Here is a 14,904-nt window from a genome sequence, read left to right as displayed (position 1 = left end):
CATGGCCCAGACCGGGACCACCCCCCAGGCCGGGAAGGCCGCCCCCGCGGCGGCCGACCGCCCGGCCCTCCAGACCCTCCTCGCCGGGGCACTGCGCGGCAACGTCCGCCAGTACGGCATGCTGGTCGCCCTCGCCCTGATCGTGGTGCTGTTCCAGATCTGGACGGACGGCATCCTGCTCCAGCCGCTGAACGTCACCAACCTGATCCAGCAGAACAGTTACATCCTGATCCTGGCGATCGGCATGATGATCGTCATCATCGCCGGGCACATCGACCTGTCGGTCGGCTCGCTGGCCGCCTTCACCGGCGCGGCGGCGGCCGTCATGATGGTCAAGCACCAGGTGCCCTGGCCGGTGGCGCTGATCGCCTGCCTGCTGATCGGCGCGGCGGCCGGCGCCTGGCAGGGCTTCTGGATCTCCTACGTCGGGATCCCGTCGTTCATCGTCACGCTGGCGGGCATGCTGGTCTTCCGCGGCGGCACCCAGATCATGCTGCAGGGCCAGTCGATCGCCCCGTTCCCCAAGGGCTTCCAGAAGATCGGCAGCGGTTTCCTCCCCGAGGTCGGCCCGCACACCGACTACCACAACCTGACCCTGCTGCTCGGCGCCGCCGTCCTCGCCGTCGCGCTCCTGCAGGAGGTCCGCGGCCGCCGCCAGGCCGCCTCGTACGGCCTCGAACTCCTGCCGACGGGCTTCTTCCTGGCGAAGCTGGCGGCCGTCACCGCCGCGGTCGTGGTCTTCACCCTGCTGCTGGCCAGCTACCACGGCTTCCCGATCGTGCTGCTGGTCCTGGCCGTCCTGCTGTTCGGCTTCGGCTACCTGATGCGCAACTCGATCATCGGACGGCACACCTACGCCATCGGCGGCAACGAGCCCGCCGCCAAGCTCTCGGGCGTCAAGAGCAAGCGCGTCGTCTTCCTCGCCTTCGTCACCATGGGGGTCCTGGCGGCCCTGGCCGGACTGGTCTTCGCCGCCCGCCTCAACGCCGGCACCCCGCAGGCCGGCATCAACTTCGAACTCGAGGCGATCGCCGCCGCGTTCATCGGCGGCGCCTCCGCCAGCGGCGGCGTCGGCACGGTGCTGGGCGCGATCATCGGCGGCCTGGTGCTGGGCGTGCTCAACAACGGCATGTCGCTGGTCGGCGTCGGCACCGACTACCAGCAGGTGATCAAGGGCCTGGTGCTGCTCGCCGCGGTCGGCTTCGACGTCTGGAACAAGCGCCGGGCCGGTTCCTGACCCGCCTGCGGGCCCCGGCACGGCCCGGTGCCCAGTACTGTTTGGCGGAGGGGAACTCGTCCGGCCTGGTCCGGAGGAACGGGAGAACGATGGAAGAGACTGCCGAGCGGCGCCCGCCGACGATGGCGGACGTGGCCCAGGTCGCCGGCGTGTCCCACCAGACGGTCTCCCGGGTGCTCAGCGACCACCCGAACGTGCGCGAGGCGACCAAGGAGCGGGTGCTGCGGGCCATCGCCGAGCTGGGCTACCGGCCCAACTCGGCGGCCCGCACCCTGGTGACCCGGCGCAGCCGCACCATCGGCGTGGTCGCGGCGAACACCACGCTGTTCGGCCCCGCCAGCATCCTGGCGGGGCTGGAGCGCGCCGCCCGGCAGGAGGACTACCTGGTGGCCTCGGTCGGGCTGGAGGAGCTGACCGAGCACGCGCTGGGCAAGGCGCTGGAGCGGCTGGGCGGTTGGGGGGTGGACGGCGCGGTGGTGATGACGCCGCACCGGCGCGCGGTGGCGGCGCTGGCCCGACTGCCCCAGCCGTTCCCGGTGGTGACGGTGGAGGGCGGGCACGACCTGGACCTGCCGGGCGTGGCCGTGGACCAGTTCGCCGGGGCGCGGGCGATCACCGAGCACCTGCTGGCGCTGGGCCACACCTGTGTGTGGCACGTGGCGGGCCCGGGCGAGTGGATCGAGGCGGAGGGGCGGCTGCAGGGCTGGCGGGCCGCGCTGGAGGCGGCCGGGCTGCCGGTGCCGCCGCACCTGACCGGGGACTGGAGCCCGGCGTCGGGCCACGCGGCCGGGCGGCAGGTCGCGACGGCGTTCCGCGGCGGGTCCGGCCCGCGGCCCACGGCGGTGTTCGCGGCCAACGACCACATGGCGCTGGGCCTGGTGCGGGCGCTGACCGAGGCGGGCGTGCGGATGCCCGAGGACGTGGCGGTGGCCGGGTTCGACGACCTTCCGGAGGGCGCGTACACCACCCCGTCGCTGACCACGGTCCGGCAGGACTTCGCCGCCGTCGGCCGGGCCGGGATAGGGCTGCTGCTGCAGCTGATCGACGACCCCGGCGCGGCGCTGGCGCACGTGTCCGTCCGGCCGGAGCTGGTGGTGCGGGAGAGCACGGCGGGCCGCTCCCCCGGCGGTCACCGCCCGCGGGCGTCCCGTCCCGGCCCGTCCTCGGCGCTGTTCTCGGACGCCGGCTGACCGGTGGTGAACCGGTAGGCGGTGGTCGAGTCGTACTCCTCCCCCGGGCGCAGGACGGTGGAGGGGTAGCCGGGGTGGTGCGGCGAGTCGGGGTGGTGCTGGGTCTCCAGGGCGATGCCGCCGTGCCGGGGATGGGGGGCCTCGGCGGGGCCGGTGGAGCCGTGGAAGTGGTTGCCGGTGTAGACCTGGAGGCCGGGTTCGGTGGTGAGGCACTCGACGCGGCGGCCGCTGGCGGGGTGGTGGAGTTCGGCGGCCGGCCGCAGGCCGGGGGCCGGGCGCAGCAGCCAGTTGTGGTCGAACCCGCCACCGGCGAGGGCGAGTTGGGGGTGGTCGAGGCCGAGCCGGGGGCCCAGCGGGGTGGGGCGGTTGAGGTCGAAGGGGGTGCCGGCGACGGGTGCGGGCGGGCCGAGCGGGATGAGTTCGGCGTCGACGGGCAGGTAGGCGTCGGCGTGGACGCGCAGCAGGTGGTCGCCGATGGTGCCGTTGCCCTCCCCGGCGAGGTTGAAGTAGGCGTGGTTGGTGAGGTTGACGACGGTGGGCGCGTCGGTGGTGGCCCGGTACCGGATGGTCAGGGTGCCCCCGGCGTCGAGCAGGTAGGTGACGTGGACGTCGAGGGTGCCGGGGAAGCCCTGGTCGCCGTCCGGGCTGGTCAGGTGGAAGCGCACTCCGGCGGCGTGGTCGGTGCGGACGGGTTCGGCGTCCCAGTGGCGGGTGGCGAAGCCGTCGGGCCCGCCGTGCAGGGTGTGGCCGGTGCGCTGGGTGGCGAGGGTGTGCACGGTGCCGTCGAGGGGCAGTTCGCCGCGGGCGATCCGGTTGCCGTAGCGGCCTACGGTCGCCCCGAAGTAGGCGCCGTCCCCGTGGAGTTGGCTCCAGCCTGCCGCACCCAGGACGATGTCGGCGGTGCGGCCGTGCCGGTCCGGCATGCTGAGGGACTGGAGCCTGGCGCCGAAGTCGAGGAGTTCGGCGACGACGCCGCTCGGGGAGCGCAGCGTCCAGCCCCCGCCGGGCAGGGCTCCGGCGGGGGCGCGGTGGACGGTGGGGGTGCGGTCGGTCATGGCGGCTCCCGGGGGTGTCGGTGGGGGCCGTCCGGGCCGGGTCCCGGTGTCGGGGCGGTGACGTGGCCGGGCCCCGGCCCGGACGGCGTTCGAGGGGGCGTCGGAGTCAGAGGCCCTGGGCGAGACGGTGGTAGGCCTGGTTCCAGCGCAGTTCGCGGGTGAAGGTGCGCATCGTGGTGTCGGCGTCGATGAGGACGAGTTCCACCTTGAGCATCTCGGCGAGGTCGTCGAGGTGTTCGGCGTCGAGGGCGCGGGTGAGCACGGTGTGGTGCGGGGCGCCGGCGGTCAGCCAGGCTTCGGTGGAGGTGCGCAGGTTCGGCTTCGGCTGCCAGACGGCGCGGGCGACGGGCAGCTTGGGCAGCGGCTCGGCGGGGTCGACGACGTCGATCTCGTTGGCGACCAGCCGGAAGCGGTCGCCGAGGTCGGCCAGGCCGACGACGACGGCGGGGCCGGGGGCCGCGTCGAAGACCAGGCGGACGGGGTCCTCGCGGCCGCCGATGCCCAGCGGGTGGATCTCGCAGGACGGGGTGGCGGCGGCGATGGTCGGGCAGACCTCCAGCATGTGCGCGCCCAGGATCAACTCCCGTCCGGGCTCCAGGTGGTAGGTGTAGTCCTCCATGAAGGAGGTGCCGCCGTCCAGGCCGGTGGCGGCGGTCTTGAGGGTGCGCAGCAGGACGGAGGTCTTCCAGTCGCCCTCGCCGCCGAAGCCGTAGCCGTCGGCCATCAGGCGCTGCACGGCAAGTCCCGGGAGCTGGCGCAGGCCGCCGAGGTCCTCGAAGTTGGTGGTGAAGGCGCCGAAGCCGCCGTCCTTCAGGAAGTAGCGCAGGCCGAGTTCGATCCGGGCGGCGTAGCGCAGCGCGTCGTGGCGCTCGCCGCCGGCGCGCAGTTCGGGGGCCAGCCGGTAGAGCTCCTCGTAGTCCTTGACGAGCTTGTCCACGTCCGTGTCGGCGGCGGCGTCGACGGCGGCGACCAGGTCGTTGACGCCGTAGGTGTTGACGGAGACGCCGAGGCGCAGTTGGGCTTCGACCTTGTCGCCCTCGGTGACGGCGACGTCGCGCATGTTGTCGCCGAACCGGGCCAGCTTGAGGGTGGCGAGGTCGGCGCGGGCGGCGGCGGCGCGGGCCCAGGTCGCGACGCGGGCGGCGACGGCGGGGTCGCTGACGTGGCCGGCCACCGTCTTGCGGGTGACGCCGAGGCGGGACTGGATGTAGCCGAACTCGCGGTCGCCGTGGGCGGCCTGGTTCAGGTTCATGAAGTCCATGTCGATGGTCGACCACGGCAGGTCGCGGTTGGCCTGGGTGTGCAGGTGCAGCAGCGGCTTGCGCAGCGCGTCGAGGCCGGCGATCCACATCTTCGCCGGGGAGAAGGTGTGCATCCAGGCGATCAGCCCGACGCAGGCGTCGTCGGCGTTGGCCTCCAGGCAGACCCGGCGGATCGCGCCCGCGTCGGTCAGCACCGGCTTCCAGATGATGCGCACCGGCAGTCCGGTGCGGGCGAGCTGGTTGGCGACCTGCTGGGACTGCTCGGCGACCTGCTGCAACGTCTCGGGGCCGTAGAGGCCCTGGCTGCCGGTGAGGAACCAGATCTCGCGGTTGAGGAACACTTCGCTCATCGGGGGACTTCTCCTTCAGCGGGCCGCGGGGCGCTGGCCGTAGACGTTCTGGTAGCGGTAGTTGAGGCGGTCGATGTCGTCCTGCGCGATGGGCAGCGGTTCGCCCAGCTGGCGGGAGATGTGCACGGTGCGGGCGACGTCCTCGCACATCACGGCGGCCTTCACCGCCGCCTTCGCGTCCTTGCCGATGGTGAACACGCCGTGGCTCTTCATCAGCACGGCGGGCGAGCGGTGGCCGTCGAGGGTCTCCACGATGCCGCGGCCGATCGAGTCGTCGCCGATCAGCGCGAACGGGCCGACGGGGATTTCGGCGCCGAACTCGTCGGCCATCGCGGTCAGCACGCACGGCACCGCCTCGCCGCGGGCGGCCCAGGCGCTGGCGTAGGTGGAGTGGGTGTGCACCACGCCCCCCACATCCGGGCGGTGGCGGTAGACGTAGGCGTGCGCGGCGGTGTCGGAGGACGGCGCGTGCTCGCCCTCGACGACGTTGCCGTGCAGGTCGCACAGGATCATGTTCTGCGGCGTCAGCTCGTCGTAGTCGACGCCGCTGGGTTTGATCACCAGCAGGTCCTCGCCGGGGACGCGGGCCGAGACGTTGCCCGCCGTCCACACCACCAGGCCGTAGCGGACCAGTTCCCGGTGCAGGTCGCAGACCTGGCGGCGCAGCAGGTCGATGGTGTCGCTCATGGGTTGCGGTCCTCGCTGTCGTGGGTGAGGGCGGTGTTGCGGATGGCGCGCAGGCGGTGCAGCAGCAGGTCGTCTCCGGTGCCGAAGTGGTCGTGCAGCAGGCGGTACTCGGCGTACAGCGCGTCGTAGGCGTCGGCACGGTCCGCATCGGGCAGGTAGGCGTGGCGCTGGACGCGGCCCATCGCGGCGGACGCGGCCCGCACGTCGGGGTAGGCCCCGGCGGCGACGGCGGCGTGGATCGCCGAACCCAGCGCCGGTCCCTGCTCGGAGACCGCCAGCGAGACGGGGCGGCGCAGTACGTCGGCGTGGATCTGCATCAGCAGGGCGTTCTTCTTCAAGCCCCCGGTGACGACGAACTCGCTCACCGGAACGCCACCCGCCTCCAGGGCGTCGACGATGGTGCGGGTGCCGAAGGCGGTGGCCTCCAGCAGGGCGCGGTAGACGTCCTCGGGACGGGTGGCCAGGGTCAGGCCCGCGATCACACCGGACAGGTGGTGGTCGACCAGGGTGGAGCGGTTGCCGTTCATCCAGTCGAGCGCGACCAGGCCGTGCGCGCCCACGCGCTGGGCGGCGGCCTTGCGGGTCAGCAGCTGGTGCGCGTCCTCGCCCGCCGCCTCGGCCTCGGCGAGGTAGTCGGCGGGCAGCCCCTGGCGCAGCCACCAGGCGAAGATGTCGCCGACCGCGGACTGCCCGGCCTCGTAGCCCCACGCGCCCTCGGCGATCCCGCCGTCCACCACCCCGCAGATCCCGGGGACGTCCGCCAGCACCGGGCCGTTGACGACGTGGCAGGTGGAGGTGCCCATGATCGCCAGCAGCCTGCCGTTCTCCACGGCCTGCGCAGCCGGGGCCGCCACGTGCGCGTCCACGTTCCCCGCGGCGACCGCGATGCCCGCCGGCAGGCCCGTCCAGGCGGCGGCCTCGACACTCAGCGAACCCACCCGCGAACCCAGCGCGGCCAAACCGTCCGGGTGCTCCAACTTGGTGCGGGCGAAGTCCGCGAAACCGGGGTGCAGGGCCGCCAGGTACTCCTCGGACGGGTAGCCGCCGTCCTGAAAGATGCCCTTGTACCCGGCGGTGCAGGTGTTGCGGGACTCGGCGCCGGTCAGCTGCCAGACGATCCAGTCGGCGGCCTCGATCCACCGCTCGCACGCCGCGTAGACCTCGGCGTCCTCCTCCAGCACCTGCAGCGCCTTGGCGTACTGCCACTCGGCGGAGATCTTCCCGCCGTAGCGGCCGATCCACTTCTCGCCCCGGGCGTGCGCCAGGGCGTTGATCCGGTCGGCCTGGCCCTGCGCCGCGTGGTGCTTCCACAGCTTGGGCCAGGCGTGCGGACGGTCGGCCCAGGCGGCCACCTCCGCCAGCGGGGTGCCGTCGGCCAGGGCGGGCAGCACGGTGCAGGCGGTGAAGTCGGTGGCGATGCCGATGACGCGGGCCGGGTCGACGCCGGCGTCGGCGAGCGCGGCGGGGACGGCGGTGCGCAGCACCTCGCGCCAGTCCTCGGGGTGCTGCAACGCCCAGTCCGGCGGCAGCCGGCGGCCGGTGCCGGGCAGGCGGTCCTCGATCACGGCGTGCGGGTAGGGGTGCACGCCGGTGCCGAGTTCCTCGCCGTCGCGCACCCGGACCACCACGGCGCGACCGGACAGGGTGCCGAAGTCGATGCCGACGACGTAGCTCTCGGTGTCCTGGTCGGGGGCGTGGGGCAGGTCGGTCACGGTGTCGTCCTTCGCGCAGGGGTGGGATGTCAGGGTCCGGCCGCCGGTGGTCTCCGCGTCGTCGCGGCCGGCGGCCGGCCTGCCTCGTTCCGCGTTCCCACCCTCGGGAGAAGCACGGAACGGGAGCCGTCGGCCGGGCGCGCGGAAGCGGGTGATGCCGCACGGACGACGGGGTCGGGGTGGACGGGCGCGACCGGCGGGAGCCGGACGGCCCGGCTGCGGTGGTGCTGCCCGTGGAGTGGACGAGCGAAATGTTAGCGCTCACAATCGGGGTCGACAAGAGGTCCGCCGCCGGAACCGCCGACCCGCCCGGCCGCGCCGCCAACTCCCGGCAGCCGCACGGGAGGTGGCGTCGCGGCCCGCCGTGCGCGATGGCTGGACAGTGCGGACGGCCGCGACTATAAAAGTCATCCATCCGCGACCGGCCCGTGCCGCCTGCCCGCGCCGCGCACTTGTTAGCGCTCACACCGCTGAGCCCGCACCCCGAGCCCTGCACGCCCCAAGCCCGCACGCCCCGAGCCCTGCACGCCTTGAGCCCTGCACCCCCCGAGCCCGCACGCCCCGAACCGCCCGGCACCGCGTCCCCACCCGAACCCGCACCCGGCCCCTGGAGCCCACCATGCCTCCTCCCCCTCCCCCGTCCTCCTCCCCGACCCGGCGCAGCGTGCTGAAGGCCACCGGGGCCGCGGCGGTGGCCGCCGCCGTCCCGCTCGCCGCCGGCCGGTCCCCGGCCGCGGCCGCCACCGTCCCCCCGGTCCAGGCGGAGGTCGGCGTCTCGACCTACCCGTTCGACCCGGGGCAGGTCCGGCTCACCGGCGGCCGCTGGCTCGACAACCAGAACCGCACCCTGGCCTACCTGCGGTTCGTCGACGTCGACCGGCTGCTGTACGTCTTCCGCGCCACCCACGGCCTGTCCGTCAACGGCGCCGCCCCGAACGGCGGTTGGGACGCGCCGGGCTTCCCCTTCCGCGGCCACGTGCAGGGCCACTTCCTCTCCGCCTGGGCCCAGGCGTACGCCGCGCTCGGCGACACCGTCTGCCGGGACAAGGCCGCGGCCATGGTGGCCGCGATGGCCCAGTGCCAGGCCGGCAACGCGGCCAGGGGCTTCACCGCCGGGTACCTGTCCGGCTTCCCCGAGAGCGACTTCAGCGCGCTGGAGGCGGGCACCCTCACCAACGGGAACGTGCCCTACTACTGCGTCCACAAGACCATGGCCGGCCTGCTCGACGTCTGGCGCTACACGGGCAACACCCAGGCGCGGGACGTCCTGCTCGCTCTTGCCGGCTGGGTGGACACCCGCACCGCGAAGCTGAGCTACAGCCGGATGCAGGCCGTCCTGGGCACCGAGTTCGGCGGGATGAACGAGGTGCTGGCCGACCTCTCCCTGCAGACCGGCGACCGGCGCTGGCTGACCGTGGCCCAGCGCTTCGACCACGCCTCGGTCCTCGATCCCCTCGCCGCCGACCAGGACCTGCTCGACGGCCTGCACGCCAACACCCAGTTGCCGAAGTGGATCGGCGCCGCCCGCGAGTACAAGGCCACCGGCACCACCCGGTACCGCGACATCGCCGCGAACGCCTGGGACATCACCACCGCCGCGCACACCTACGCCATCGGCGCCAACAGCCAGGCCGAACACTTCCGGGCCCCGAACGCCATCGCCGCCTACCTGACGAACGACACCTGCGAGCTGTGCAACTCGTACAACCTGCAGAAGCTGACCCGGGAGCTGTGGCTGCTCGACCCCGACCGCTCCACCTACTTCGACCTCTACGAGCGGGACCTGCTCAACCACACCGTCGGCGGGCAGAACCCCGCGGACCCCCACGGGCACATCACCTACTTCACCCCCCTGAAGGCGGGCGGCCGGCGCGGCGTGGGCCCGGCCTGGGGCGGCGGGACGTGGAGCACCGACTACGGGACCTTCTGGTGCTGCCAGGGCACGGCGCTGGAGTCCAACACCAAGCTGATGGACTCGGTCTACTTCTACAGCGGCACCACGCTCACGGTGAACCTGTTCCTCCCCTCCGTCCTGGACTGGTCCCAGCGGGGCGTGACCGTCACCCAGAGCACGACCTACCCGGCCGGCGACACGACCACCCTCAAGGTCACGGGGAGCGTCGCCGGGACGTGGTCCATGCGGGTGCGCATCCCCGCGTGGGCGTCCGGTGCCACGGTCAGCGTCAACGGCACCGTTCAGAACACCGCCGCCACCCCGGGTACCTACGCGGTCCTCACCCGCGCCTGGGCCTCCGGTGACACCGTCACCGTGCGCCTGCCCATGGAGGTGGTCCTCGCCCCGGCCAACGACAACCCGGACGTCGCCGCCCTGACCTACGGGCCGACGGTGCTGTGCGGCAACTACGGCGACACCGTGCCGGCGTCCCTGCCGTCGCTGGCCGTCTCCTCGGTGACCAGGACCAGCACCACCGCCCTGGCCTTCACCGCCACGGCCGACGGGGCGCCGGTCAGCCTCGCCCCGTTCTACGACGCGCAGGGCTACAACTACAGCGTCTACTGGAACACCGGCACCGGCACCGGCTTCCGCCTCGTCAACGCCGCCAGCGGCCTCGTCCTGGGCATCAAGGACATGTCCACCGCGGACGGCGGCCCGGCCCTGCAGTGGCAGGACACCGGAACCGCCGACCACAACTGGTCCTTCGTCGTCGACGGCGCGGCACTGCGGCTGCGCAACGCCAACAGCGGCAAGGTCCTCGGCGTGCAGAACATGTCCACCGCGGACGACGCGCCCGTCCTGCAGTGGGCGGACAACGGCACCGCCGACCACCGCTGGGAGGTCGTCGACCTGGGCGACGGCACCCACGCGCTGCGCAACGCCAACAGCGGCAAGGTCCTCGGCCTCCTGAACAGCTCCTCCGCCCAGGGCGCGCAGGCCGTCCAGCACCCCGACAACGGCACCTCCGACAACCGGTGGCGGTTCGTCCCCAACGGTGCGCGCCGCATCCGGAACCTGAACAGCGGCCTGGTCCTGGGGGTGCAGAACATGTCCACCAGCGACGGCGCGCCGGTCCTCCAGTGGGCCGACAACGGCACCGCCGACCACCTGTGGTCGGCGGTCGTGGACACCGGCGGGTACCTGCGGCTGCGCAACACCAACAGCGGCAAGGTGCTCGGCACGGAGGGCGGCGCCACCGCGAACGGCACCCGGATCGTCCAGTGGGCCGACAGCGGCACCGCCGACCACCGGTGGCGGCTGCGGTACGGCTCCGGCGGCTGCTTCCGCATCCAGTGCGCCGCCGGCGGCCGGGTGCTGGGCGTCACCGGCATGTCGACCGCCCAGGGCGCCCAGGTGGTGCTCTGGGACGACAACGGCACCACCGACCACCTGTGGCGCTTCGTCTGAGCGCCCGCCGACCCCCCGTGCCGGACCGGCGGGCCGCGGCCCGGCGTCGCGCGAGCGCGCACCACCGGGTCCGCCGGTCCCCTGCGGCCGGGGCCGGGCCGCCGGCCGGGCGCCGCGATTGGAGCCCGCATGACCGCACCGAGGACCCGTCAGCCCGTGATGGCCGACGTGGCCAAACTGGCCGGGGTCTCGCACCAGACCGTCTCGCGGGTGCTGAACGGCTCGCCGAACGTCGCCCCGGCCACCCAGGCCAGGGTCGCGGCGGCGATCCGCGAGCTGGACTACCGGCCGAACTCGATGGCCCGGGCGCTGGTGACCCGGCGCTCGCAGACCCTGGGCGTGGTCAGTTTCGCCAGCACCCTCTACGGGCCCGCCTCCATGCTGGACGGGCTGGAGCAGGCCGCCCGCAGCGCGGGCTACTTCGTCAGCGTGGCCTCGCTGCGGTCGCTGGACCCGCGCTCCGTGCAGGAGGCCGTCGACCGGCTGCGCGACCAGGGCGTGGAGGGCATCGCGGTGATCGCCCCACAGGTCTCCGCGACCGGCGGCCCGGCCGACCCGGCCGGGGCGAGCCCGGTGGTGATGGTGGGGACCGGCGCGCCCTCCGCCGTTCCGCGGGTCGCGGTGGACAACGTGGCGGGGGCCGCCGCGGCCACCCGCTACCTGCTCGGCCTCGGCCACCTGACGGTGCATCACATCACCGGACCGCCAGGCTGGTTGGAGAGCCAGGAGCGGGAGCGGGGCTGGCGCGGCGCGCTGGCCGAGGCGGGCGCGCGGGTGCCGCCGGCGCTCCCCGGCGACTGGGGCGCCCGCTCCGGCTACCAGGCCGGGCTGCGGATCGCCGCCGACCCGCGGGTGACCGCGGTGTTCTGCGCGAACGACCAGACGGCGCTGGGCGTGCTGCGCGCGCTGCACGAGGGCGGGCGGGCGGTCCCCGGGGACATCAGCGTGGTCGGGTTCGACCACATCCCGGAGGCCGCCTACCTGGTCCCGCCGCTGACCACGGTCCGCCAGGACTTCGAGGCCCTGGGACGGCAGGCGCTGTCGCTGCTGGTCGAGGAGTTGTCCGGAGTGCCGTGCGCGGGCCGCCGGGTGCTGATCGCCCCGGACCTGGTGGTGCGCGATTCGTCCGGCCCGGCGCCCGCCGGGGCGGCGGTCAAGATTCGATAACGCGGTGCACCGCTCTTGCCGAGGGTGGTTGTTAGCGCTAACAATCTTGTCTGGCCGAGGCGCCGGCGTCGAACCCCACCGGGAGCACCACCGCCGGCCGCCGGCCGCGAACCCAGCGCACTCCCCGCCTCCGGCGATCCACCGCACTTCCCCGCGGCGGCCGTCCGCGCACGGCCGCCCGATGCGAACCCCCCTTCCCTTCCGGCACCACCCCCACCCCTTCCGGCACCACCCGCCGCCCGCGGCGCCCGCCCGGGAGCACAACCGAGAGGAACCCCAGATGTCCAAGAGAGCCGTTGCCGCAGCCGCACTCTCCGGCGCCCTGGTCCTCGGCCTGACCGCCTGCTCCTCGGGCAGCGGCTCCGCCGACGGCAAGAAGTCGGACGGCAAGCTCACCATCGGCTTCGCCCAGGTCGGCGCCGAGAGCGGCTGGCGCACCGCCAACACCAAGTCGATCCAGGACGCGGCGAAGAAGGCCGGCGTGACCCTCAAGTTCTCCGACGCGCAGCAGAAGCAGGAGAACCAGATCAAGGCGATCCGCTCGTTCATCCAGCAGAAGGTCGACGTGATCGCCTTCTCGCCGGTGGTCGAGTCCGGCTGGGACACCGTCCTGAAGGAGGCCAAGAACGCGCACATCCCGGTGATCCTCACCGACCGCGCGGTGGACTCCAAGGACGAGTCGCTGTACGTCTCCTTCCTCGGCTCGGACTTCGTCGAGGAGGGCAAGAAGGCCGGCGACTGGCTGGTCAAGGAGTACGCCGCCGCCTCCGGGGACGTGAACATCGTCCAGCTGGAGGGCACCACCGGCTCCGCGCCCGCCAACGACCGCAAGTCCGGCTTCGCGGACGCGATCAAGGGCGACCCGAAGTTCAAGGTGGTCGCCTCGCAGACCGGCGACTTCACCCGGGCCAAGGGCAAGGAGGTCATGCAGGCGTTCCTGAAGTCCCAGCCGAAGATCGACGTGCTGTACGCGCACAACGACGACATGGCGCTCGGCGCGATCCAGGCGATCGAGGAGGCCGGCAAGAAGCCCGGCACCGACATCAAGATCGTCTCGGTGGACGGCGTCAAGGACGCCTTCACCGCGATGAGCCAGGGCAAGATCAACTTCGATGTCGAGTGCAACCCGCTGCTCGGCGACCAGCTGATGGAACTGGCCAAGAAGGTCAAGGCCGGCGAGAGCGTCGAGCGCCGGATCAAGACCGAGGAGGGCACCTTCACCCCCGAGCAGGCCACCGCCGCGCTGCCCAACCGCCAGTACTGATCCGGCCGGACCCCCGGGGGCCGCGCCGCCTGCCCCGCGGCGCGGCCCCCGTCCCCCGACCGACCACGAAAGGAGGACCGATGCAGCCACCGGTCCTGGAGGTACGCGGGCTCCGCAAGGAGTTCCCCGGCGTGCTGGCGCTCGACGGCGTCGACTTCCGGCTCTTCCCGGGCGAAGTGCACGCGCTGATGGGCGAGAACGGCGCGGGCAAGTCCACCCTGATCAAGGTCCTCACCGGCGTGTACCGGGCCGACGGCGGGCAGGTCTCGATGGCCGGCCGCGCCGTGCGGATCACCGGGCCGCTCCAGGCCCAGCAGATCGGCATCAGCACCGTCTACCAGGAGGTCAACCTCTGCCCGAACCTGTCGGTCGCGGAGAACCTCTTCATTGGCCGCGAGCCCCGACGGCGCGGCCTGGTCCACTGGTCCGAACTGCGCCGCCGCGCCGCCGCCTCGGTGGCCGCGCTCGACCTGGACCTCGACGTCACCACCCGGCTGGACAGCCACTCCATCGCCGTCCAGCAGCTGGTCGCCATCGCCCGGGCCGTCGACGTCGACGCCAAGGTACTGATCCTGGACGAGCCCACCTCCAGCCTCGACCGCGACGAGGTCGCCCAACTCTTCGCCGTCATGCGGCGGTTGCGCGACCGCGGGGTGGCGATCCTGTTCGTCTCGCACTTCCTCGACCAGGTCTACGAGATCTGCGACCGGATGACCGTGCTGCGCAACGGCCGCCTCGAGGGCGAGTACCGCACCCGGGACCTCACCCAGGTCCAGCTGGTCTCCCGGATGATCGGCTCCGAACTCGCCAGCCTGGAGAGCCTGGCCGCGGCCGGCCGCCGCACCGACACCGTGGCCGCCGGCGGCGAGCCGTTCCTGGTCGCGGACGGCCTCGGCCGCAGCGGCGCCATCGAACCGTACGACCTGACCGTCCGCCCCGGCGAGGTGGTCGGCCTGGCCGGCCTGCTCGGCTCCGGCCGCACCGAGGCCGCCCGGCTGCTGTTCGGCGCCGACCAGGCCGACCGCGGCACCCTGCGCCTGGACGGGCGCCCCGCCGCGCTGCGCGAACCGCGCGCCGCCATCGGCCACGGCATCGCGTTCTGCTCGGAGAACCGCAAGGCCGAGGGCCTGGTCGGCGAACTCACCGTCCGCGAGAACATCGTCCTCGCCCTGCAGGCCGGCCGCGGCTGGCTGCGCCCGATCTCCCGCACCGAGCAGGACGCCCTGGCGCTGCGCTGGATCCGCGCCCTGGACATCCGTCCGAACGACCCCGAGGCGCTGGTGCGCAACCTCTCCGGCGGCAACCAGCAGAAGGTCCTGCTGGCCCGCTGGCTGATCACCGACCCCAAGCTGCTGATCCTCGACGAGCCCACCCGCGGCATCGACGTCGGCGCCAAGGCCGAGATCCAGAAGCTGGTCGCCCGGCTCGCCGAGAAGGGCATGGCGGTGCTGTTCATCTCCGCCGAACTCGAAGAAGTCCTGCGCCTGAGCCACAAGGTCGGCGTGCTGAAGGACCACCGGATGGTCGCCCAGCTCGCCAACGACGGCTCCCTCACCCCGGAGCACATCATGGAGACCATCGCGAGCGGAGGCCGGCCGTGACGGCGATCGCCAGGC

General features: G+C 73.2%; 10 protein-coding genes and 1 pseudogene. 7 read left to right on the top strand and 4 right to left on the bottom strand.

The window, feature by feature from the left end; translation table 11 throughout:
* Position 1 precedes the first annotated feature (1 nt).
* Together mmsB and EDD39_RS34410 are read left to right on the top strand one after the other, a co-directional pair.
* Positions 2-1,237 (top strand): multiple monosaccharide ABC transporter permease, encoded by a 1,236-nt coding sequence (gene mmsB / locus EDD39_RS34415; protein ID WP_123563538.1) that lies wholly within the window; start codon positions 2-4, stop codon positions 1,235-1,237.
* An 89-nt stretch (positions 1,238-1,326) separates the two neighbouring features.
* Positions 1,327-2,427: a LacI family DNA-binding transcriptional regulator gene (locus EDD39_RS34410; RefSeq protein WP_123563537.1), complete on the top strand. Its 1,101-nt coding sequence runs from the start codon at positions 1,327-1,329 to the stop codon at positions 2,425-2,427.
* Here the strand turns inward: EDD39_RS34410 and EDD39_RS34405 are convergent.
* From EDD39_RS34405 to EDD39_RS34390, 4 genes are all read right to left on the bottom strand, one after another.
* Positions 2,367-3,482 (bottom strand): aldose epimerase family protein, encoded by a 1,116-nt coding sequence (locus tag EDD39_RS34405; protein ID WP_123563536.1) that lies wholly within the window; start codon positions 3,480-3,482, stop codon positions 2,367-2,369. The genes EDD39_RS34410 and EDD39_RS34405 overlap by 61 nt on opposite strands.
* Before the next feature lie 106 nt (positions 3,483-3,588).
* Entirely contained in the window at positions 3,589-5,094 is a 1,506-nt protein-coding gene (araA, locus tag EDD39_RS34400) for an L-arabinose isomerase (RefSeq protein ID WP_123563535.1), read from the bottom strand.
* A 15-nt stretch (positions 5,095-5,109) separates the two neighbouring features.
* Positions 5,110-5,781 carry an L-ribulose-5-phosphate 4-epimerase gene (locus EDD39_RS34395; RefSeq protein ID WP_123563534.1) on the bottom strand — a complete coding sequence of 224 codons (672 nt, stop codon included), beginning with the start codon at positions 5,779-5,781 and terminating at the stop codon, positions 5,110-5,112.
* Positions 5,778-7,493, bottom strand: coding sequence for a ribulokinase (locus tag EDD39_RS34390; RefSeq protein WP_123563533.1), 1,716 nt, complete (start codon positions 7,491-7,493; stop codon positions 5,778-5,780). The genes EDD39_RS34395 and EDD39_RS34390 overlap by 4 nt, the downstream gene beginning before the upstream one ends.
* Positions 7,494-8,112: 619 nt before the next feature.
* Here EDD39_RS34390 and EDD39_RS34385 point away from each other — a divergent pair.
* The 5 genes and pseudogenes from EDD39_RS34385 to EDD39_RS34370 form a co-directional block, all read left to right on the top strand.
* Positions 8,113-10,662, top strand: a pseudogene (locus tag EDD39_RS34385) (beta-L-arabinofuranosidase domain-containing protein); the annotation flags it as partial.
* Positions 10,663-10,857, top strand: a complete 195-nt coding sequence (locus EDD39_RS42605; protein ID WP_341869192.1) for an RICIN domain-containing protein — start codon at positions 10,663-10,665, stop codon at positions 10,855-10,857.
* A 129-nt stretch (positions 10,858-10,986) separates the two neighbouring features.
* On the top strand, positions 10,987-12,024 hold the full coding sequence (locus EDD39_RS34380) for a LacI family DNA-binding transcriptional regulator (protein ID WP_208765731.1): 1,038 nt from the start codon (positions 10,987-10,989) through the stop codon (positions 12,022-12,024).
* 280 nt (positions 12,025-12,304) lie between these two features.
* A complete protein-coding gene (locus tag EDD39_RS34375) occupies positions 12,305-13,288 on the top strand; it encodes an ABC transporter substrate-binding protein (protein WP_123563530.1) in 984 nt (327 codons plus the stop codon).
* An 80-nt stretch (positions 13,289-13,368) separates the two neighbouring features.
* Complete coding sequence (locus tag EDD39_RS34370; RefSeq protein WP_030464234.1) at positions 13,369-14,889, top strand: sugar ABC transporter ATP-binding protein; 1,521 nt, start codon at positions 13,369-13,371, stop codon at positions 14,887-14,889.
* Positions 14,890-14,904: the final 15 nt, after the last annotated feature.

This window comes from Kitasatospora cineracea (genome assembly GCF_003751605.1).
Taxonomy (GTDB): domain Bacteria; phylum Actinomycetota; class Actinomycetes; order Streptomycetales; family Streptomycetaceae; genus Kitasatospora; species Kitasatospora cineracea.
The sequence above is the reverse complement of the archived record's forward strand: the minus strand, read 5'-3'. Positions and strand labels throughout refer to the sequence as shown.

What these genes read in the sequence shown, in the direction of transcription:
- EDD39_RS34370 (WP_030464234.1), top strand. Translation starts at nt 13,369, where the DNA reads ATGCAGCCACCGGTCCTGGAGGTACGCGGGCTCCGCAAGGAGTTCCCC.
- mmsB (WP_123563538.1), top strand. Translation starts at nt 2, where the DNA reads ATGGCCCAGACCGGGACCACCCCCCAGGCCGGGAAGGCCGCCCCCGCG.
- EDD39_RS34405 (WP_123563536.1), bottom strand. Translation starts at nt 3,482, where the DNA reads ATGACCGACCGCACCCCCACCGTCCACCGCGCCCCCGCCGGAGCCCTG.
- EDD39_RS34395 (WP_123563534.1), bottom strand. Translation starts at nt 5,781, where the DNA reads ATGAGCGACACCATCGACCTGCTGCGCCGCCAGGTCTGCGACCTGCAC.
- araA (WP_123563535.1), bottom strand. Translation starts at nt 5,094, where the DNA reads ATGAGCGAAGTGTTCCTCAACCGCGAGATCTGGTTCCTCACCGGCAGC.
- EDD39_RS34410 (WP_123563537.1), top strand. Translation starts at nt 1,327, where the DNA reads ATGGAAGAGACTGCCGAGCGGCGCCCGCCGACGATGGCGGACGTGGCC.
- EDD39_RS34380 (WP_208765731.1), top strand. Translation starts at nt 10,987, where the DNA reads ATGACCGCACCGAGGACCCGTCAGCCCGTGATGGCCGACGTGGCCAAA.
- EDD39_RS34375 (WP_123563530.1), top strand. Translation starts at nt 12,305, where the DNA reads ATGTCCAAGAGAGCCGTTGCCGCAGCCGCACTCTCCGGCGCCCTGGTC.